22 protein-coding genes are annotated in these 19,674 nt (G+C 69.7%); 6 read left to right on the top strand and 16 right to left on the bottom strand.

The window, feature by feature from the left end; all coding sequences use genetic code 11:
* Nucleotides 1-2: 2 nt before the first annotated feature.
* Together ACFC96_RS09305 and ACFC96_RS09300 are read right to left on the bottom strand one after the other, a co-directional pair.
* Nucleotides 3-1,289: an MFS transporter gene (locus ACFC96_RS09305; protein ID WP_376611147.1), complete on the bottom strand. Its 1,287-nt coding sequence runs from the start codon at nt 1,287-1,289 to the stop codon at nt 3-5.
* A complete protein-coding gene (locus ACFC96_RS09300) occupies nt 1,286-1,774 on the bottom strand; it encodes a MarR family winged helix-turn-helix transcriptional regulator (protein WP_376611145.1) in 489 nt (162 codons plus the stop codon). Before ACFC96_RS09300 ends, ACFC96_RS09305 begins: the two co-directional genes overlap by 4 nt.
* 254 nt (nt 1,775-2,028) lie before the next feature.
* On the opposite strand from ACFC96_RS09300, the gene ACFC96_RS09295 reads away from it, so the two are divergent.
* Together ACFC96_RS09295 and ACFC96_RS09290 are read left to right on the top strand one after the other, a co-directional pair.
* Entirely contained in the window at nt 2,029-2,331 is a 303-nt protein-coding gene (locus ACFC96_RS09295; RefSeq protein WP_376611144.1) for an ArsR/SmtB family transcription factor, read from the top strand.
* Complete coding sequence (locus ACFC96_RS09290; RefSeq protein WP_326714791.1) at nt 2,328-2,720, top strand: VOC family protein; 393 nt, start codon at nt 2,328-2,330, stop codon at nt 2,718-2,720. The genes ACFC96_RS09295 and ACFC96_RS09290 overlap by 4 nt, the downstream gene beginning before the upstream one ends.
* 33 nt (nt 2,721-2,753) lie before the next feature.
* On the opposite strand, the gene ACFC96_RS09285 is transcribed toward ACFC96_RS09290, so the two are convergent.
* On the bottom strand, nt 2,754-3,317 hold the full coding sequence (locus ACFC96_RS09285) for an NADPH-dependent FMN reductase (protein WP_376611142.1): 564 nt from the start codon (nt 3,315-3,317) through the stop codon (nt 2,754-2,756).
* 340 nt (nt 3,318-3,657) lie between these two features.
* Here ACFC96_RS09285 and ACFC96_RS09280 point away from each other — a divergent pair, with 340 nt between their 5' ends.
* Complete coding sequence (locus ACFC96_RS09280; protein ID WP_376611141.1) at nt 3,658-4,377, top strand: haloacid dehalogenase type II; 720 nt, start codon at nt 3,658-3,660, stop codon at nt 4,375-4,377.
* A gap of 650 nt (nt 4,378-5,027) precedes the next feature.
* Here the strand turns inward: ACFC96_RS09280 and ACFC96_RS09275 are convergent.
* The 4 genes from ACFC96_RS09275 to ACFC96_RS09260 form a co-directional block, all read right to left on the bottom strand.
* Nucleotides 5,028-5,717 (bottom strand): HAD family hydrolase, encoded by a 690-nt coding sequence (locus tag ACFC96_RS09275; protein ID WP_376264411.1) that lies wholly within the window; start codon nt 5,715-5,717, stop codon nt 5,028-5,030.
* Between the two features lie 100 nt (nt 5,718-5,817).
* Nucleotides 5,818-6,699: a hypothetical protein gene (locus tag ACFC96_RS09270; protein ID WP_376611139.1), complete on the bottom strand. Its 882-nt coding sequence runs from the start codon at nt 6,697-6,699 to the stop codon at nt 5,818-5,820.
* Between the two features lie 137 nt (nt 6,700-6,836).
* On the bottom strand, nt 6,837-7,385 hold the full coding sequence (locus ACFC96_RS09265) for a YciI family protein (protein ID WP_376611564.1): 549 nt from the start codon (nt 7,383-7,385) through the stop codon (nt 6,837-6,839).
* A gap of 223 nt (nt 7,386-7,608) precedes the next feature.
* Entirely contained in the window at nt 7,609-8,082 is a 474-nt protein-coding gene (locus ACFC96_RS09260) for a carboxymuconolactone decarboxylase family protein (protein ID WP_376611137.1), read from the bottom strand.
* Nucleotides 8,083-8,449: 367 nt separating this feature from the next.
* Here ACFC96_RS09260 and ACFC96_RS09255 point away from each other — a divergent pair, with 367 nt between their 5' ends.
* Nucleotides 8,450-8,794 (top strand): extradiol dioxygenase, encoded by a 345-nt coding sequence (locus ACFC96_RS09255; protein WP_340458367.1) that lies wholly within the window; start codon nt 8,450-8,452, stop codon nt 8,792-8,794.
* 60 nt (nt 8,795-8,854) lie between these two features.
* Here ACFC96_RS09255 and ACFC96_RS09250 read toward each other — a convergent pair whose 3' ends face one another.
* Together ACFC96_RS09250 and ACFC96_RS09245 are read right to left on the bottom strand one after the other, a co-directional pair.
* Nucleotides 8,855-9,418: a dihydrofolate reductase family protein gene (locus tag ACFC96_RS09250; protein WP_376611135.1), complete on the bottom strand. Its 564-nt coding sequence runs from the start codon at nt 9,416-9,418 to the stop codon at nt 8,855-8,857.
* 134 nt (nt 9,419-9,552) lie between these two features.
* Complete coding sequence (locus ACFC96_RS09245) at nt 9,553-10,551, bottom strand: class I SAM-dependent methyltransferase (protein ID WP_376611133.1); 999 nt, start codon at nt 10,549-10,551, stop codon at nt 9,553-9,555.
* A gap of 635 nt (nt 10,552-11,186) precedes the next feature.
* Between ACFC96_RS09245 and ACFC96_RS09240 the strand changes: the two genes are divergently transcribed.
* Nucleotides 11,187-11,603 carry a cytidine deaminase gene (locus ACFC96_RS09240; RefSeq protein WP_376611131.1) on the top strand — a complete coding sequence of 139 codons (417 nt, stop codon included), beginning with the start codon at nt 11,187-11,189 and terminating at the stop codon, nt 11,601-11,603.
* Here the strand turns inward: ACFC96_RS09240 and ACFC96_RS09235 are convergent.
* Complete coding sequence (locus ACFC96_RS09235) at nt 11,600-11,953, bottom strand: VOC family protein (RefSeq protein WP_376611129.1); 354 nt, start codon at nt 11,951-11,953, stop codon at nt 11,600-11,602. The two genes, ACFC96_RS09240 and ACFC96_RS09235, sit on opposite strands and share 4 nt — an antisense overlap.
* 314 nt (nt 11,954-12,267) lie before the next feature.
* Between ACFC96_RS09235 and ACFC96_RS09230 the strand changes: the two genes are divergently transcribed.
* Nucleotides 12,268-13,152, top strand: a complete 885-nt coding sequence (locus ACFC96_RS09230) for an aminoglycoside phosphotransferase family protein (protein WP_376611127.1) — start codon at nt 12,268-12,270, stop codon at nt 13,150-13,152.
* A gap of 167 nt (nt 13,153-13,319) precedes the next feature.
* On the opposite strand, the gene ACFC96_RS09225 is transcribed toward ACFC96_RS09230, so the two are convergent.
* The 6 genes from ACFC96_RS09225 to ACFC96_RS09200 form a co-directional block, all read right to left on the bottom strand.
* On the bottom strand, nt 13,320-13,697 hold the full coding sequence (locus ACFC96_RS09225) for a hypothetical protein (protein WP_340458360.1): 378 nt from the start codon (nt 13,695-13,697) through the stop codon (nt 13,320-13,322).
* Nucleotides 13,694-14,350: a ubiquinol-cytochrome c reductase iron-sulfur subunit gene (locus ACFC96_RS09220; protein WP_376611126.1), complete on the bottom strand. Its 657-nt coding sequence runs from the start codon at nt 14,348-14,350 to the stop codon at nt 13,694-13,696. The genes ACFC96_RS09225 and ACFC96_RS09220 overlap by 4 nt, the downstream gene beginning before the upstream one ends.
* Entirely contained in the window at nt 14,347-14,949 is a 603-nt protein-coding gene (locus tag ACFC96_RS09215; protein WP_376264436.1) for a 4Fe-4S dicluster domain-containing protein, read from the bottom strand. Before ACFC96_RS09215 ends, ACFC96_RS09220 begins: the two co-directional genes overlap by 4 nt.
* A 9-nt stretch (nt 14,950-14,958) precedes the next feature.
* On the bottom strand, nt 14,959-17,259 hold the full coding sequence (locus ACFC96_RS09210) for a molybdopterin oxidoreductase family protein (RefSeq protein ID WP_376611124.1): 2,301 nt from the start codon (nt 17,257-17,259) through the stop codon (nt 14,959-14,961).
* Nucleotides 17,256-18,371, bottom strand: coding sequence for an MFS transporter (locus ACFC96_RS09205; protein WP_376611122.1), 1,116 nt, complete (start codon nt 18,369-18,371; stop codon nt 17,256-17,258). The genes ACFC96_RS09210 and ACFC96_RS09205 overlap by 4 nt, the downstream gene beginning before the upstream one ends.
* 82 nt (nt 18,372-18,453) lie before the next feature.
* Nucleotides 18,454-19,674, bottom strand: coding sequence for a nitrate/nitrite transporter (locus ACFC96_RS09200; RefSeq protein ID WP_376611120.1), 1,221 nt, complete (start codon nt 19,672-19,674; stop codon nt 18,454-18,456).

Here is a 19,674-nt window from a genome sequence, read left to right as displayed (position 1 = left end):
TGCTACCCGGTGGCTGTCGCCGCGTCCACGGTCTCGGGCGCGGTCGGCTCGTCGGGCGTCGGCGGCGTGCGGTACGCGCGGAGGGGGGCGTTCGCCCCTGCCACCGCGGCGACTGCCAGCGTGGCGGAGAGGCCGCCGGCGACCAGGGCGAAGGGGGCGGAGGTGGCCGATGCCAACCATCCGCCGCGGAAGTTGCCGAGTTCGGGGCCCGCGACGCCGATGACGTGCTCCAGCGAGGAGACCCTCCCCCGGTACGCGTCCGGGGTCTCCAGCTGGACCAGCGCACTGCGGGTGACGACGGAGACGGTGTCGGCGGCGCCGGCCACGGCCAGGCATCCGAGCGCCGGCCACAGCGGCCCGGACAGGCCGAAGCCCGCCAGCGCGAGGCCCCAGACGGCGGCCGCGCCCAGTTGCACCAGGCCGCCGCGGCGCCGGCGCGTCACCGTGCCGGAGACCAGACCGGCCGCGATCCCGCCGACCGCGACGGCCGAGAGGAACAGGCCGAGGGTCTGCGGGTTGCCGCCGAAGCGGATCTCGTTGACCAGCGGGAAGAGCGCGATCGGCATGGCGAGCAGCGTCGCGGACAGGTCGGTGGCCATCGAGCCCCACAGGGTCGGGCGGCGCAGGACGATCCGCCAGCCTCCGCGCTCCGGCCGGCGCCTGGTGACGTTCGCGCCGGCGCTTTCGGGCTTCATGGCCGGGAGGCGGATCACCGCGAGCACCGAGACCAGCGTCGTCACGGCCTGGGCTCCGTATGCGGCAGAGAGGTCCCAGCGGGCGATGATCAGCCCGGCCAGCGCGGGGCCGGCCAGCATCGCCATCTGGAACGAGATGTTGGTCAGCGCCAGACCGGCCGCGACCTGGTCGGCCGGGAGCAGCCGGACGGGGAAGGTGCGCCGGGCAGGGGCGCCCAGCGCGCCGCAGGCGGTCCCGGCGGCAACCAGGGCGAGCAGCAGGACCACGTTCCGGTTGCCCGCCACGGCTTGAGCGGACAGCCCTGCGGCGACCAGCAGTTGGCCCGCCGTAGTGGCCCGCACCAGCGCCCGGCGTTCGACGCTGTCCGCCAACGTGCCCCCGAGCAGCCCGAACAGCACCATCGGCAGGCCGGTGGCGAGCCCGATGGCGCCGGTGCCCACCGTGCTGCCGGTCAGGTCCCAGACCTGGGCGAGCACCGCCACCGTCGCTATCTGGCCGCCGAGTTGGGAAGCCGCGGTACCGATCCACAGGTCACGGAACGGCCGGCTGCGACGCAGCGGGCGGATGTCGAGGAACCGGACGCGCCGGTTCACCGCGGTGGCTCCGTGAGGTGGCGGAGGATGCGCTCCCGCATCGACCGGTGCTCCAGTGCCCGCCGCACCTCCTCGACGACGGCCGTCATCGCGTGCGGGATCTCGCCGTCCAGCTCGGCGACCGTCGCGTGCGTGGCCCGCCACTCGGCTTCCAGGAACGGCACCAGCGAGCGGCCGCGTTCGGTGAGGTTGATCCGCCGGGTGCGGGCGTCGGGCCCTGGTTCGGAGGTGACCAGGTCCTCCTTGCGCATGGCGGCGACGGTCTGGCTGATCGCGGAGTGCGAGCGGTTCAGGGACTCCGCGAGTTCGCGGATGGTCAGGGGGCCGGTGTGGGCGAGCCGGATCAGCGGGTACGCGAAACGCGGCCGCACTCCCTCGATGCCTCGCTCGACGTAGACCTGCTCGATCTCGGCGTCCATGACGGACAGCAGCTGGTGCAGCGACTGCCAGGGATCGGGTAGCAACGTGGGATCTGGAGATGTCACAGCGCTAATATAACAGCGCTGCGATAAATGCCTCCGCAACTCCGCCACCCGGCCGAAGTGGCCGAACAGGCCGACTGACCGAAGTCACCGAACCGACCGGCCGACAGACCGAAGTAACCGAACCGACCGACTGGCCGACTGACCGACCGACTGACCGAACTGGCCGAACCGGCCCGGCGGGACGACGCAGGAAACAGGGCAGGGCAGCTCGAGTCGACTTGATAGGCAAGTGAAGAGTTGCCTATCATCCGGCCATGGCCGACGATCTCTTCAAAGCCTTGGCCGACCCCACCCGCCGCGCCATCCTCGACGAGCTCTCGGAGCAGTCCGGGCAGACACTGTTCGAGATCTGCGGGCGACTGAGCATGAAGCACCGGCTCGGCATCTCGCGCCAGGGCGTCTCCCAGCACCTCGCCGTACTGGAGGCCGCCGGGCTCGTCGAGACCAGGCGGGAGGGCCGCTACAAGTTCCACGACCTGAACACGGCGCCGTTGCGCCACATCGCCGAGCGATGGCCCGTGCCCGACATCCCCGGACCGGAGGAGAGCACCTCATGAAGATCCATCTGACCAGCGTCTTCGTCGACGACCAGGCCAAGGCCGAGCGCTTCTACACCGAGATCCTCGGCTTCGTGAAGAAGCACGACGTCCCGATCGGCGAGAAGGACCGCTGGCTGACCGTCGTCTCGCCCGACGAGCCGGGCGGCACCGAACTCCTCCTGGAGCCGGCCGGTCACCCGGCCGTCAAGCCCTACCGCGACACGCTCGTCGCGGACGGCATCCCTCTCGCCCAGTTCGCCGTCGACGACGTCAAGGCGGAGTACGAGCGCCTGCGCGCCCTCGGCGTGGTCTTCACCCAGGAACCCGTGGAGATGGGCCCCGTCACCACCGCCGTCTTCGACGACACCTGCGGCAACCTGATCCAGATCGCGACGAAGCCGGAGTAGGCGACCGATCGCCGGGGAGGCCGCCAGCCGCGTCTACGCTTCGGCGGCCTTCGCGGCCGGTGCGTGGAACTCGGCAAGCAGGCCGATGACCTCGCCGAGCCGCTCCCGCACCGTCGGGTCGGTGATCACTCCATCCGCGCCGATCATCCGGTGCTCCACCGGGATCCTCGCGCAGGCCGACTCCACGATGTCGGCGCCCGTATAGCCGAGTACGGTGCGCAGGGTCGCCGCGGCGCCCTCGCCCCGGCCCGGGGCAGCCGCGTTCACGAAGGCCACGGGCTTGTCGCAGATCTCGGTGCCGCCGACCGTCCAGTCCAGCAGATTCTTGAACGAACCCGGCAAGGTGCCCGCGTACTCCGGCGTACAGATCAGGATCGCCGTCGCCTCCGCGATCGCCGTGCGCAACGTGGCCACAGGAACCGGCAACGGATCGGCGTCGTCGTCGGGGTTGAAATGCGGAAGCGCCGCCAGCCCGTCGTACATGACCGTGCACACCCGAGGAGAGGCCAGGGCCTGCACGGTGCGCAGCACGGCCTCGTTGGAGGAATCGGTGCGCAGGCTTCCGGAGAGCAGCAGGATCGAAGGCAGCGTAGACATCTGGTCAACCTATCGGGGAGGGCGCCGATTGCGGCGGCTACTCCCTTGCGTCCCGCAATCGGTCCCCAACTCTGCCACCTCCGCCTTCAGTTGTCCGTCACGGCGAGGGTTCTCCGCGGCTCCGGCGGCGGTGAACTCTCGCCTTGCCCTTTCCGCCAGCGCCGCCACCGCCACCGCCACCGCCAGGCGACACCGGCATGCGACGACCCCGGTCACCCTCCTTCCTGACGGTCGTGGGACCGCCACCCCGGCGTAGGAGTCCAGCGCGCCTTGCCGCCTCCGCGACCTCCCGATACGTTCGACCATCAGGCGTTTCACCCCTTGCATGGAGACCTCGCCCATGTCGCAGCTGGAGATCGGTGCCGTCGTCTTCGACGTACTCGGCACCCTCGTCGACGAACCCGCCGGCATCCGCAACGGCATTCGCGCACTCGAACCGTCGCTCGACGACCCCAGCGTCGAACAGCTCCTGTCGCTGTGGCAGGAGCACATCGAGCGCGAGCAGCGTCGCATCCTCGACGGCGGCCGGCCCTACGTCACCAGCGACGCGCTCGACCGGGAGGCCGCCCGGCTCGTCGCCGACGCCGCCGGAGTCGACGACCCGGCCGCCGCAGCGGCGCTCGCCCGGTCGGGCCAACAGCTTCCGCCGTGGCCCGACACCGTGACCGGCCTCGCCCGAATCGCGGAACGGCACCCGCTGATCGGGCTCTCCAACGCGAGCCGGGCCGCGCTGCTGGAAGTCAACGCCCACGCCGGCCTGCGCTGGCACCAGGCGCTGTCCGCCGAGGACGCCCGGACCTACAAACCGGACCCAGGTGTCTACCAGTTGGCCGTCACGGTCTCCGGACGACCGCCCGAGCGGCTGCTGATGGTCGCCGCTCACGCCTGGGACCTGCGTGCGGCCCAGGCTCTCGGTCTGCGCACCGCGTACATCGCCCGCCCCGTCGGCGACCCGCCCACCGCCACAGATCAATTCGATCTCTACGCGGACGACTTGGACGACCTGGCCGGCCAACTCGACAAGGGTGTCCCCGCCCGCCTCGGCAGGCCCCGGCCATAGGGGCGTGGCCAACCAGCGCGGCCCGTACGTCACATGACGCTCGCGCGAGGGCTCACGACCGATTCCGGGTCCCCCGACGTCCAGACCGTGTCGCAGGAAGTGCAGGCGAATCTGTTGGACAGGCCGTCGGTGTGACAGCCGCAGCTGGGGCACTGTTCCGTCGTGAAGTAGGCGTTCACGACATACGAGCGTAGTGGCGAACGCCTGTGATGCCGCCCGGGATTCCGTACGAGCGTGGTGGCGAGCGTGTGCTTGCTGGCGTTCGTCGAATCCGTTGCCGGGCGGATGAGAGGTTCTCGGCGGGACGCCTGACAGGCCCGATGAGTCAGTCCAGGGAGAACGGGTCCTTCCCCGGCGGTGTCGTGTGGTGATCGAACAGCCCGTCCGGCACCTCTTCGATCGGCATGGTGGAGCCGCCAGTCCGACATACCCGGGGTTCTCTCTCGCCGGCCGCCGCGCGGTCTCGGCCGCCTCCTCGCTCAGCGACAGTGCCTCCGAATGCCGTTGGAGGCGCCACAGGGTCGCCCCTCGCTCGGCCAGCGCCTTGGTGAGCAGGAGAGGGTCCAGGTCGGGGTGCGGCGATCCGCTGAACGACGGCCCACGGCCGCCCGTCGGCGCTGACCACGCGCCCGCTGCACAACCTTGACCCGCTAGACGAGGTCGAGAACTGCCCGCAGTGCGTCAGGGCGTCGGTCGACGGGCAGGTGGTCGACCAGATGCACCGGGCATCCGAGCGCCGCGGCACCCACGTCCGCGACGCGATCGTCGCCGACCATGAGGACCTCCTCGGGTGGCAGTCCGAGCTTGTCGCAGGCCGCTCGGAAGAGCCCCGGATCCGGCTTCTGCACCCCGTGTTCGAAGGAGAGGGCGTACGCGTCGACGAGGCCGTCGACATCGTGGGCGCGGAAGACGGGCCGCAGGTCCCAGCCGATATTGCTCACCACAGCGACCGGAACTCCCCGCCCCCGCAGAGCACGAAGAGTCGTCTCGGTGTCGGGATAGGGGCGCCATGCGGACGCAGTGCGGTGACGGTCGTAGAGCGCTTCTGCCAGTTCCGCCGAGGGGAGGGACGCCTCGCGGGCGAGAGCGGTGAAGGCGGCGCGGTGTTGCTCGGCGCTGAGATCCCGTTCACGCCACAGCGCTTCGAGATGCGGGGGCACCGCGCGCGGCGGAGCTCCTCCGGGCAGAGCGCCCGCCTCGGTCAACCGACCGGAGCACGCGGCGAGTTCGTCCTCACTCATGTCGAGTCCGGCCTCGGCGACGACCGCTCCCAGCCACTCCGGGACCGACTCGATACGGAAGAGGGTCCCGGAAAAGTCGAACATCACACCTTTGATCATGCCGTCGATCCTCGCCTTCCCCGTCACCGGTCCGCAAGCCCGGCAGGGGGCGGGAAACGGGCGACGGCGTTGGCTCCTGTGCCGCGAGTTGGCGCCTACGTCACGACTTCCGGTACGTCACGAGCGGTGTGGCGTCACCGAGGTTCCTGAGCTCCATCGGTCCGTCCGCAGTCGCCACCACGTACTCGGAATTGAACTCCTCAGGCGGGCAGTACGTGGTCTTCTCGCCCTCCAGGACCTTGGTTCTCCTGGGCTGTACGCGGTCCTCCCAGATGTTGATCAAGTCCATGCGGACCTTGCACGTGGGGCCCTTGAGCGTCTCGACGGTGGCGGACGCGGGCACGTTGAGCCTGCTCTGCCGGAAGGTCACCTGATGACTGCCGTCCTCGGCACGCCAGGTGCCGAGGAACCGTGCGCCGAGCTTCTTGTACGTGGTCACGACCTCGCCGAAGCCCTTGCCCGCCCGCCATTCGAGCGTCGTCGTGCCGGACGACGACTTGGTCGAGAACGTCGCCGACTTCCCGTTCCGGGCGATGTCGACCCGGTCCCAGCCGTCCCAGTCCTTGGCGAGGTGGGTGTCCCACTTCCCCGGTCCACCGGTGCCGACGGCGGCGACGCTCTCCGTCGGTGGCTCGCCGTCCCGGCAGTACTGCCCGAAGTCGGCGCGCACGGTGACGGTGGCGCGTTGGGCCTTCAGATCGATGCCCCGGCAGGGGTCGGTCTTGGTGGCGTAGACCGTCTTCGCCGTGGACCAGGGCTTGCCGCGGGCGCTCCGGTGCCGTTCGAGCAGGCCCGTACCGGCCTGGTAGCGCAGGGAGACCCGGCGTCCGTCGGACAGTTCGACGACCGCCTCGTCATCGGTTTCCTTGACGACGCGTGCCGCGCCCGCCGGATCGGCCGAGGCGTCGCCCTGGCAGGCGGTGATGCCGCCTGTGGCCAGCAGCACGGCCCCGGCGACACCGAAGACACACGCGCGTCGCATCTACGTCCTTCACGCATCGAAGTGAACTCTCGGATAACTGACGCGGGTCGGGGCGGAATCGTTGCACAGGTCGCTCATATTCCGCTCCGAAGGCGGGGTGGCGGCCGTCATCACTGCAGGGGTGATGACGGCCGTGGTCACCGCCTGCCGCCGAACTGCCAGTCGTGGACCTCTATCTCGGCGTAGAGACCCACGGTCAGAACGGAGCAGGCCGTGTCCGGGTCCGGCGCCCGGACCAGCGCCGCCGTACCCAGCCAGGTGGCGCCGTCGTCGGACAGCAGAGGCCCGTACGCGATCAAGTCGTCCTGGTCGGGCGGCACATCGAGGTCGGCGGCCTGCCCCGCACCAAGGCCGAGCACCAGGTACCGGTTGCCATCGGTCGGGCCACCGGGGTACTCCCACATGGTCCGCCCCAGGCTGTTGCGCCACCGGCGCAGCATCACGTCCCGGTACACCCCGGCCTGATAGCCGGGTTCGTCGAACGCGAACGCGCGTGCCGCCGCGGGATCCGGCAGGTCGACGATGTGCACACTCCCCGTCGGCTCCTCCCCGTCACTGCTGAACGTCGGGCCGCGCGCGATCAGCTCCTTGCCGTACCGGTCCATGTAGGACCAGTGGTCTTCCAGCAACTCCTGACGTAGCGCCAGGGAGTCGAGACGATCGCGGTGGTAGCAGAAGAACTCCATGCGCACACTCTCCACCACGATGCTCAGCGTCATCTCGCAAGCGTCCTCATTCGGTCTGCGAGCGAGGTCACCCGGAGGGGCGGGCCACCTGATCGGGCAGGTCGGTCGGATCGGACAAGTCAGCCCGATCCGACAGGTCGGCGGTCCCGGCGCTCAGCCGGCCCGGCGGTCGACCGGAGAGCGCCGCCGGGCCGGGCACAGCTCGTCGTCCGTCCGGACCGAGTTACCCGAACTGGCCGGGCTGGTAGTCGCCGGCCGGTGTCTGGATGATGACGTTCCCCCGGTTGAACGCGTTGATGAGGGCGATCTGTGACACCAGGGCGATGAGCTCGTCCTCGTCGTAGTACTTGGCGGCGTTCGCCCAGACCTCGTCCGAGACGCCGCCGGCCGCGTCGGCGAGGCGGGTTCCCTGCTCCGTCAGCTCCAGCGCCGCTCGCTCGGCCTCGGTGTAGACCGTGGCCTCCCTCCACGCCGCGACCAGGTTGAGGCGCGTCGAGGTCTCACCGGCGGCAGCCGCGTCCTTGGTGTGCATGTCGAGGCAGCCGCCGCACCCGTTGATCTGGCTGGCGCGGATCTTCACCAGCTCCAGCGTCGCGTGCGGCACCGACGACTCGGCGAGCGCCTGGTTCGCCGCGATGACGTGCTTCCAGATCTTCATGGCCGCCGGGTTGCCGAACATGTTCAAACGGGCGTTCATCGTGAACTCCTCCGTCGTTGCCGATGCCTACACCCCTATGACGAAACGGCTCCGCGCGCTGTGACATGGCCACATGTGACCTGCGTCTCCACGTCCTGCTCCGCGGGAGCTACGTAACAGGCGACCGGCCCGTGGCCGTCGGTTCGCCCTCAGGGCACTCTCCCGGGCCACGTCCCGTACGGTCCTGAGCCAGGACCGCGATCCGCGACAGCCGCCGCGTACGACGATGTCCTCGCCGGCCTGGCTCGTCGGCTGCCGGGCCCGGAGCGCCGCGCAGCGGGAATTCCCGCTTCTCCCCCAGGACATCGCCGTCCCGGACACGGCGTCATGTCGGGACTCCGCCCCCAGTGGTAAGTACCCTGCACGCATGATCAACGGTGCTCACGTCATCATCTACAGCCAGGACGCGGAGGCGGACCGCGCCTTCTTCAAGGATGTTCTGGGCTATCCGCACGTCGATGCCGGCGACGGCTGGCTCATCTTCAAACTGCCTCCGGCCGAGGTCGCGGTCCATCCCTCCGACGCGCCGTCACACGAGCTGTATCTGATGTGCGACGACGTCAACGCGACCGTCGATCAGCTCTCGGCCAAGGGGGTCACGTGCGCCCCGGTCACGAACGCCGGCTGGGGCCTCAAGACCGGGATCCGGCTGCCGGGCGGCGGTGAGCTGGGCCTCTACCAACCGCGCCACGAAACGGCCCTCAACCTCTGACGACTTCTCCGGTCCGGGTGGCCGGGGCCCGGTGGCCAGGTCCGGGGCGTGGGCTGCCCCTCAGGCCCTTGGAATGGGGCGTCCCGTGGGCCGGTACTCCATCACCAGCACCCGGCCGTCCAGGTCGTGATGGCTCACCAGCTCCAGGTCGGCCGATCCCACACCGGCGAACAACGGCTCGCGACCCGATTCCCCGACGAGCAGGGGAAAGGTCGTCAGCCTCAGCCGGTCCACGAGGCCCGCTTCGAGGAGCTGCCGGACCAGGGACAGACTGCCCATGGTCCGCAGGGGTACATGGCCCTCGCTCTTGAGCCGGGTGACCTCGGCGATCAGGTCGTCCTGGCACACGCGGGTGTTCTGCCAGGCGACCGTCTTCAGCGTCGACGAGAAGACGACCTTGTCCACACCGGGCACCGGGTCCGTGTCGGCGCCACCCGTCTCTCCTGCGACACCCGCAAGGGCCTCGTAGGTGCGCCGTCCCATGAGCACCAGCTGCGGTGCGGCCATCTCCTCGCGGATCCACTCCTCGAGCAAGGGCCCGTCGTACCCGAAGTAGGCGGGCGATGTCGCGCTGCCGGCGTACCCGTCAACCGAGACGAACACATCGACGGTGAGTGTCTGCATGGCCATACCTCCGAACGGCTCGCACCTTCCGTGCCACGTCCGCCCCCACGGCCATGGCCTTCCGTGGAGACGTCGGAGCGGCATCGCGTGATTCGACCTGTTCAGCCAACCATGTCGCTCGCTCCTGCGGGTCGCTACGAGCCGCTGTCCGTGGGGCGGCGTGCGATCCAGAGCTGGCGCGTGGAGCGCACCACCAGGTCGTCGCGATGGCGTACGTCCGCAGGGCCCCCGTTCACCAGAGCGTCCAGGGCTTCCAGGTCGGCCGGGTCGATGCGGCCGACCAGTGCGCCCCGGATGCGGCTGAGCGTGCCGTGCGCGTAGAGCCCGGCACTGCTCTCCGCCTCCGGGCGCAGTTCGAGACTCTCCGTGCGTTCCTCCTCAAGGGTGAATCCGGCCGAGGTCAGCAGCGCGCCCCAGTCGGCTCCCATGTGGGGTACCCCTTCGTCGTGCAGCGTCGTGAGTACCTCACGGCAGCGGCCTTCCAGTCCGGGGCGCTCCGGTACGGCGTCGTCGGCGAGGAAGCGTGGCATCCCGTCCAGTTCGGCGACGGCCAGGACTCCGCCCGGGCGCAGCGCCTTGAAGATGATGTCGAGGGTGGCCGCGGGGTCGTCCATGTGGTGCATGGAGGCGGAGGCCCATACGAGGTCCGCGTCGGTGACGCCCGGAAGACTCGTCCCGGCGTCCGCTTCCAGCGGGTGGACGCGCGGGTCCAGGTCCCTGGCGGCGGCGGTTCGGGTCAGCCGTTCCAGCATGTGGGCGGAGCTGTCCACGGCCGTGACCTGGGCGGACGGGAACTGCTTCAGCAGGGCGAACGTCCCGGTGCCGCTACCGGCACCGAGGTCCACGATCCGCTTGACGTCGCCCGCCGCGACTTCTGCGACTTCTGCGATGCGACGCATCGAGGCAGCCAGGTAGGGCGCGAACAGCTTGGCATCGAGGTCGAGCAGTTCCGCGAGGCCGTCCTGCTCGTGCTCATGCGCATGTGTTCCATGGCTTTCCTGCGCATGAGTGTTGTGGCCGTGGGAGTGGTGCCCATGGGAGCCGTGGGCGCCGTGGCCGATTTCATGGGCCCTGTGTCCGTGCGGCTGGGAGTGTGCGGGGGAAACGTGCGGTGCGGGCGTGGGGTGCGTCATGACGTCGACCGTACGCGCCATTTCGTTCGGCGCATAAGTTCTTGCCCATGACGCAAGAAGGTTCCCCGCTCGACGGCCTCATGCGCAAGGGATCACGGCCTTGTGCGCCTGGCGTGGCCGGTCGGGCGACGGCCGGAACAGCCCGCGCCCTGTCCGTTTCGGGCCTCGGCCTGGCCATGGCTCGCCAAGATCGCCCGGACCCACGGAGCGGAGCAGGCGCAGGAAGGCGGGGCATTGGTCCGGCTGACGTTCGGGTGAGGGTGGCCGCACGGGGTGACCCGTGAGCGAGGCCTCTATCCCCCTCCATCCGCTGCGGCGCGCGCAATAGCGGGAAGAAAGAAGCCTGGCTGCCGGACACCGAACCCACGCGGGCTGGAGTGCGGGAGCCTACGGCGCCCACTACCTGAGCAGCCCGCTACGGTAACCACTGGTTTCGTCAACAACCAGTACGACGGCGCCCACGCCGAGCGCGGCGAAGACGCCGGTGCCCGCGCGGCCTGGACCACCGCCTGCCCCTCTACCGCAACCAAGGCCGGTCCATCCACCGCTACGCACCGTATGACGGCGAACCTGACCACAGACGGTCCCGAACGGCATACGGCATCACGGGCCAACACCTCACGAAGGCAGGGAAATTGACTACGCAGGCCGAGCACATCGACCACGAACTCATCGAGGCCGCGGCCCAAGTCGCGCGCACGCGTTGCCGGGGCGACAACCACACCATGGCGGCCGCCGCCCGCGCCCGGGACGGCCGGATCGTCACCGCGGTGAACGCCTACCACTTCACCGGCGGCCCCTGTGCCGAGCTGGTCGTCATCGGCGCGGCAGCGGGCCAGGGTGCCTACGAGCTGGACACGATCGTCGCCGTGGGTGACCGCGACCGCGGGGTCGTCCCCCCGTGCGGACGGTGCCGCCAGGTCCTCCTCGACTACTTCCCGGACCTCAAGGTCATCGTCGGGGCGGGCGACCATCTTCGCTCCGTCCCCGTCGTCGACCTGCTCCCCGAAACCTACGTGTGGGCCGACCACCAGCTCGACACGGAAAGCTAGTAGTACTGGGACAGGCAGAACTCGTGCCCCTCGGGATCGGTCATCACGACGACCACACCCTCGTCGTAGTCGTGCCGCTCGCCGGTGAACCGGCCGCCGAGGCTCTCGACTTGGGCGATGCCCTGATCGATGTCGTCGACCGAGACGTCCAGGTGCAGGCGCACTTTTCCGGCTCTCGGCTCGGCGACGGGCTGGAAGACCAGGCGCGGCAGCGGGTCGTCGCGATGTCCGAGATAGACCCAGCCGGGCTCGGACGGTCCCCGTGGGCGGTCCAGCAGCACGCTCCAGAACGCTGACACCCGTTCGACGTCGATACAGTCGACGGTCACTCCCACCCACCGGTTCACCATGGGCCGAGTATGCCCCTGAACTCGGTGTTCCACGGCCGGGATCAACATCCCGGCGGGTGGCCTCAGTTCGGCCCGGTCACCCAGTCGCCCACGAAGCCCCCCGCCCCAAGGCGGTGAGTCACCCGAGGCTGCCGGTCGCCCGAGTCACTCAGGGACTGGCGGGCAGAGGAGATGACCGCGGATGTGGCGCCGTGGGCGTCCAGCGGCATCCCCAGCCGGTAAACGAGGTGCGCTCCGGGCATCGTCCCTCGTAGTGTCCTCTGCGCACGTTCGACAGTCAGCTTGCCCAGGAGGTCCAGGTGCCCCGGAACATCGTGTCTGACGCAGGTGACACGGGCACCGCCCAAGCGGTCCTGCGTGAGGCCAACCACGCGCATGGCGAGCGGTTCCGACTGCTTCGACGGTTCGACGACGGAGTCCAGTCGGGAGCCTGGCTCCTCACCGATGACACCGGCCGGCGAGCCGTTCTGAAGTGGAGCCCGGACCTCTCCTGGGCCCCTCAGATCGAACGGGCTGCCGCGGGCGTCGCCAAGATCCGCGCTGCCGGATATCCGACCCCCGCCTGGCTCGCCGTGGGCACCAGCACCGACGGCTTCGGATACCAGATCCAGGAACTCGCACCTGGTCACACCAGACCGCAAGTGGGCGCGAGCGAGGCCCGGTTGCTGATCGGCGTCCTGGAGATGCACGCCGGCCTCGACCCCGACCCGCGGCGATGCTGGTCGGAGTTCGTGACCGCCCGCATGGCCGGTGAGGACCTCTGGCGGCAGACGGCCCGGACCGGGCCGACCGGGCGGGACCTGGTCGACGCCTGCGAGCGGCTACTGGCCGCCCACGGACCCGTCACCTTGCCCACCGAGGACCTGGTCCACGGCGATTTCCGCCCCGGCAACATCCTGTTCGACGCGGACCGCGTCAGTGGCGTCATCGACATCGAGGCGCTGGGCAGCGGTACCAGAGTCTTCGACTACGCGACGCTTCTGAGCGCCCACGACTTCACGCCCGAGGCCTTTGAGATGCTGTGCGACGCCGGCGAGCAAGTGGCGGGACCCGGTGTTCTGGCCTACTGCTTCGCGCAGGTCGCCCTCGATCTCACCGTCTTCGTCCACGAGCGGAACCTTGAACTGGGCATGCGGAACGTCGGCAAGCTCGTCAAGCGCACGCTGATCCTCCTCCGTCGCGCGGAAGGACGGAGCTGAAGCACCGACGCAGCGGACCAGATGTCCGGGACTTCGCTCGTCGTTGCCTTGCAGCGCGTGGCGCGGGCGGCCGGCTACCGACGCGCCGGGACCCTTGACCGCCCCGCAACAGATACCAATGCCGGTACCGACCTGTGGCGCGTAACTGACATCCACGGCCGGGAAGTTCAGCGGTCCTTCGGGTCGAGCAGCCACAGCCCCAGGACGACAAGGAACGACAGGCACAGGAAGCCCGCTCCCCACCATGCCGTGCCGGTCTCGCCCATCATCCACTCGTTGACGATCACGGTGAGGCCCCAGAGCTGGCCGATGACCACGGTCATGGCCAGGACGAGGCGGGCGGTGAGTTTCGAGGAGCGTTCCGGCTCCTGGTCGGTGCCTGCGCCGGGTCCCGGGCCCGTGTGCTGGATCCGGGGGTCTCCGTAGCCGCTGGTCGGGCGGATCTGCGGGTAGCGCTCCTGGACGGGGCGGTTGAGGCGCGGCTGGGCGCTGCCGGGGGTGTAGTGGGGCGTCGGGGGAAGGCCTTCGGGCTGTTCGGTGCTCATGTCCGCTGGCTCCTCTCCCCGTTGGCGCCGTTCGCGACGGGGCAGCCCAGCTGGGCCCTCGTCTCGGGCCGTGAGCCGGCGAACTCGCGGCACACGGCGTCCTGGGGGCTCTCGCCGGAGCGGGCTGTGGCGACCGCCCAGACGCTGCCGTCGGGCTGTTCCACGAGCAGTACCTTGGGCAGTCCGCGCGGTGGCGGGCCCGCGGTGACCTCGCCGGTGCGGGCGTCGAAGACGCCTTCGTGGCAGGGGCAGTACAACTCGCCCTCGCTGCCGCGGTCCTTGCGCCACAGCACGCCGCAGGCCAGGTGTGTACAGACGGCGGAGTAGCCGACGAGGCTGCCGTCGGTGAGGCGGACGGCGACGGCGCGGTCGTCCTCGCCGGGGTAGCGGAAGGCGATGGACTCGCCGGGGGCGAGCCGGTCCGTGATCCGCTTGGCGTCCGGTGCGCCCTCGGTGTCGCCGTGCCGGTGCAGCACTCCACCGGCGACGGCGAGGCCGCCGACGGCGAGGCCGCCGGAGACAGTGGCGACGATTCGGAGGTAGTCACGGCGCGTGGTGAGGGAGTCGGCGGAGATGCGGTCCTCGAGTGCTGCCTGGGCCGAGTCGTCGTCGGTGCCGTGTTCGGGGGCGGGGGGCGGCTCGGTGAGGCTCATCGGGTCACGTCCTTCCCGTTGACCTGGACGATCGGCAGGCCTCCGGGCACCGGCCACTGGACCTTGTCGGCGGGGACGACCATCGCCACGCCGGTGTTGACGACGACGTCGCCGAAGGTGAAGGAGTCCGCGACCTGGACGCCGGGCCGCTCGGTCTGGAGGTCCTCGAGGGTGCCGTAGAAGAGTGCGCCGGTGGGGCAGACCGTGGCGCACATGGGGGCGAGACCGTAGGCGGTGCGGTCGTAGCAGAGGTTGCACTTCATCTGGAGTTTGGCGTGGAGGTCGATCTTCGGTACGCCGAAGGGGCAGGCGTTGACGCAGTTGGCGCAGCCGATGCAGCGGGTGGTGTCGGCCTGCTGCACCACGCCGTCGGCGGTCACCAGGATCGCGTCGGCGGGACACACTTCGGCGCACGGGGCGACCGGGTCCTCGCAGTGCATGCAGACCGTGGGGAGGGACGCCACGGAGTGGCCCTCGTCGGGGTAGTCGAGGTGAATCATGGACTTGCCCCGGTGCGAGTCGCATTCCCGGCAGGCGGACACGCACGCCTGGCAGCCGATGCACCGCCCTGGGTCGATGAAGATCGTTCTGCCCATCATGGCGTGACCTCAGCTCCTCTCGGCGGTGCCGCGGCCCTGCGGGGACGTGGGCGGCAGGGGGTCGGTGCGGGACACCTGGGCTTCCGGGTACGCGGCCTGGCCCGGCGCGGTCGGGGGCGCCGGCACCTCGTCGATCTGTTCGGCGGCCTCGATGCGGCAGGCGCAGACCTTGTACTCGGGGATCTTGGAACGGGGGTCGAGTGCATCGATGGTGAGCGCGTTGGCGGCCGTGGGGACCGGCCAGTGGTAGGGCACGAAGACGGTGTCGGGGCGGATCGCGTCGGTGACCAGCGCGGGGAAGACCTCGCTGCCCCGGCGCGTCACGACGCGTACCGGGTCACCGTTCTTGAAGCCGTGCGAGGGGTGGACCTCCGCCCATGGGCGCGGGGTCTGTTCGACGAGGCCGGCGAGTCGGCGTGTCTGGTTGCCGGACAGGAAGTGGGCGACGGTGCGGCCGGTGGTGAGCGACATGGGGTGGTCGTCGTCGTACGGGTCCATCGGCGGGTGCCATTCCACGGTCTGGAGGTGGATCTTGCCGTCGGGGTGGTACGACCTGCCGTCCTCGAAGAGGCGGGGGGTGCCGGGGTGGTCGGTGGTGGGGCACGGCCAGGCGATGCCGCCGGTTTCCTCGAGGCGGTCGTAGGTGATTCCGTAGTAGTCGTTGACCGTGCCGGCCGACGCGATGCGCAGTTCCTCGAAGACCTCGCGGGAGCCCGGAAACTCGAACTTGTCGCCCGCGCCCAGGCGCCGGGCCAGCTGGCACATCACCCAGGTGTCGGTGCGTACGCCCTCCGGCGGCTCCTGGGCCTTGTTGTGCTTGACCACCCGGGCCTCGGCGTTGGCCATCACGCCCTCGTCCTCGGCCCAGGTGGTGACGGGGAAGACGACGTGGGCGTTGTCCGCCGTCTCGGAGAGGAAGAAGTCGAACTGGGCGTGGAACTCGAGGGTGTCGTAGCCGTCCTTGACCGTCTTGTAGTGGGGGAGGGAGACGAACGGGTTGTTGCAGATGCCGATCAGGCCGCGGATCTCCTGGCGCTGCATCTGCCAGACCATTTCCATCATCGACGTGCCGGCGGCGGGGAGCTCGGACTCCTCGATGCCCCAGATCTCGCAGATCTGCCGTCGGTGGTCGGGGTTCAGGATGGAGCGCCCGCCGGGCAGCAGGTCGGCCTTCTGGCCGTGTTCGCGGCCGCCCTGGCCGTTGCCCTGGCCGGTGAGGGTGCCGTAGCCGGCGCCCGGTTTGCCGATGTTGCCGGTGGCCACACAGAGGTTGATGACGGTGAGGCAGTTCTCGACGCCCTGCGAGTGGTGCTCGATGCCCCGGGCGTGCCAGGCCATGGCGTTGTTGGCGCCCGCGAAGGCTCTGGCGACCTGGACGACCTGTGCGGCGGGGATCCCGCAGATCTCGGCGGCCCGTTCCGGGGTGTATGTCGCGACGGTGGCCTTGACCTCGTCCCAGCCGGTGGCGTGGGCGGCCACGTACTCCTCGTCGACGAGGTTCTCGCGGATGACGACGTTCAGTACGGCGTTGAAGAACACGGAGTCGGTGCCCGGTTTGAGGGCGACATGGATGTCGGCCGTGCGGGCGATGGCCGTCTCGCGCGGGTCGATGACGATGAGGACGGCGCCGCGGTCGCGGGCGCCCCACACGTACTGGGTCATCACCGGGAAGCACTCCCCCACGTTCGACCCGGCGATGAGCAGGCAGTCGGAGAGGAGGATGTCGGAGAACGGGTTGCCGGCCCGGTCGATGCCGAAGGCCAGCTTGTTGGCGCCGGCGGCGGAGACCATGCACAGGCGGCCGTTGTAGTCGACGTGCTTCGTCTTGAGGGCGACGCGCGCGAACTTGCCGACCAGATACGTCTTTTCGGAGAACAGGCTCGCACCGCCGAGCACGCCGAACGCGTCGTTGCCGTGGGCCGACTGGATGCGGCGGATCTCGGAGACGGTGAAGTCGAGGGCTTCCTCCCAGGTCGCCTCGCGGAAGGGTTCGTCGCGGGAGCGGCGCATGAGGGGCGCGGTCAGCCGGTCCGGGTGGTTGACCTGCTGGTAGGCGTTGATGCCCTTGGGGCAGAGCCGCATCCGGTTGATGTCGTGGTTGCGGGGCTCGACGCCGAACACCTTGCCGCCCTTGTCGACGCGCAGATACATCCCGCACTGCACGCCGCAGAAGCAGCAGTGTGTGGGGACGAGGGTCTCGCCGTGCTGGTCGGCGTGCCACTGGTCGGCCGGAATGCCGCCCGCGTCACGGAAGTTGCGGGTGCCGGGCGGCGCGATGGAGGGGTCAAGCGGGATGTGCTGCTGGGTCACTTGAAGCCCTTCTTCACATCGCTGAGGTATGCGGTACCGCGCAGCACCCGCTTGCAGCGCGGGCAGTACTCGGTCCAGGTGTCGAAGTCGAGCTTGAGGTCGCGCATGGTGCCCTGGAGGTTCTCGACGTACGGGGCAGTGTCGATCAGCTGACCGCAGCGCTTGCAGTGGAAGAGCTGTTCGTCCTGGCGGGCCGTGTACTTGAACAGCTGCATGCCGACGGCGGCCGGCCGCTGCACGATGTGGAAGAACTTCCCGAACGGGATGTAGATGAGGGTGAAGACCACCGACACCATGTGCAGGATCGCCAGGAACTCGTAGCCGCCGCCGTGCAGGAAGATCGACGAGAAGGTGAGGAGCAAGCCCGTCACCGAGATGACGATCAGTGCGATCAGGGGGACCAGGTCGTAGGCGAATCGCTGGCCGGTCATGGCGCCGCGGTCCTTCATGCGCCGCCACAGGAAGTACGAGGCGCCGGGGATCACCAGGACGGCGGCGATGTCCAGGCCGTGGAACATCAGCCAGCCGAGGATGTTCAGCGAGTCGAAGCCGATGACCTTGATGCCCCAGATCCGCATCGCGTAGCCGGGGCCCGCGCCGGACGGGGAGGTGAAGGTGAACCACCCCCAGGTCAGCGGGAAGGTGATCAGGGCGGCCAGGATGCAGCCCCAGAAGATCAGCTGGTGGGCGGCCCAGCGGGCGTGCGAGCGGGCGCCGAGGAACTTCTGGAAGCCGAGGTAGGTGGCGATCATCCCCGGCAGCGCGGTGGGTGCCCTGCGGAAGTTGTCGGCCGAGAAGAGGCTGCGCCAGCCTTCCTTGAACAGCCGGCGCGCGCCCGGTGCGGAGATCCACACGGTGTAGCGGTAGGCGACACCGAAGGCCAGGAACACGGTGGCGACGGCGTACGGCAGGAGCGCCGAGTCGAAGTCCTGGAGCATCCGGCTGCCGAACACGATGGCCAGGATGAGCAGTACGGACACGATGGTGCCGGCGAGTGTGGCCCGCCCTGCGACCGAACGCGGTCCGTGCCCGCCGGCCACGCCGGCCGGCGGCGCGTCCGGGGTGGGGGCCGCATCCGGGGCGGCGGCGGGGGGTGCGGGTGGCTCAGTCACCCGACCCACGATAGGGAGTTTTATACACGTTTTGCCCGTTCTGGGAGGCGCGCGAGTGACGTGTCGACGGGACGCGCGCCCCCTACAGCCGCTCCGCCCCGAGGTTCCGCATGCGGCCGTACGCGTAGACGCAGCCGGCGAGAGCGAGGTCGGACAGCAGCATGAATCCGATGGAGTACGAGTTCTTGGCGCTGTAGACCGCGCCCATGACCAGGGGTGGCACGAAGCCGCCGAGGCCACCCATCGCGCCGACGATGCCGGTGACGGAGCCGACCTGCGGTTGCGGAGTGACCTGGGAGACGAGCGCGAAGACGCTGCCGCTGGCCGTGCCGAGCCCGGCGGCCATCACCAGGAAGCAGATCGTGCCCAGGGGGTGCAGGTGCGGGTCGAAGGCCTGGACGATCGCGAAGAGCGCGACGACGGCGAGGGCGAAGGCGGTGACCGTGGCCGGGTGGATCCGGTCGGACAGCCAGCCTCCGATGGGCCGGAAAATGACCGTGACCAGGGCGAACCCGGCCGCTTTGGTGCCCGCGTCGGTGGGGTCGAGCTCGTACCAGGTCTTCAGATAGGTGGGCAGGTAGACGCCGAACGCGACGATGCCGCCGAACCCGATCGCGTAGAGGAACGACAGCTCCCACGTCACCCTCAGACGTCCTGCCTGCCCGAGCCTCGCGGCGAGCGGACTGGTGGGGATCGGCCGGTCGGGGCGGTCGGTGATGAGGAACAGGGCGATCAGCGCGTACGCGGCCAGCGCGACGGCCACGACGAGGAACGGCAGGTTCTCACTCTGCTTGGCCATGCGCGGCGTGAAGTAGCCGGACAGGGCCACACCACCCATGCCCATGCCGAAGATGCCGAGCGCGACCCCCCGGTGGGCGGGCGGGAACCACGAGTTCACGAGCGGGATGCCGATGGCGAAGGTGGTGCCGCCGATGCCGAGCAGGAAACCGACACCGAGCATCGCGACGAAGGAGTCCCTGGCGGGGATGACCAGCAGCACCGGGACGATCGTCAGGGCGGCGACCAGCGGGAACATCAGCTTGGCGCCGTAGCGGTCGGTCAGCGCGCCGACCGGTACGCGGCCGAGAGCGCCCACGATGACGGGCACCGCGACGAGGAGCGACTGACTGAACGAGCTCAGGTCCAGACGTTCCTTGAAGTCGCCGCCGAGTGGCGCGATGAGGGACCAGGCCCAGAAGGTGAGGGTGAAGCCGACGGTGGCCACGACCAGGTTGCGGTAGGCCGCGGCAGGCGGCCGGGTGGTCGGCCGGGTGGTCGTCTGCTCCGGTGCGAGGTGTTCCAC

Origin of the sequence: Streptomyces sp. NPDC055955 (assembly GCF_042270245.1) — a bacterium.
Classification (GTDB): Bacteria; Actinomycetota; Actinomycetes; order Streptomycetales; family Streptomycetaceae; genus Streptomyces.
This window is presented reverse-complemented; position numbering and strand designations above follow the sequence as displayed.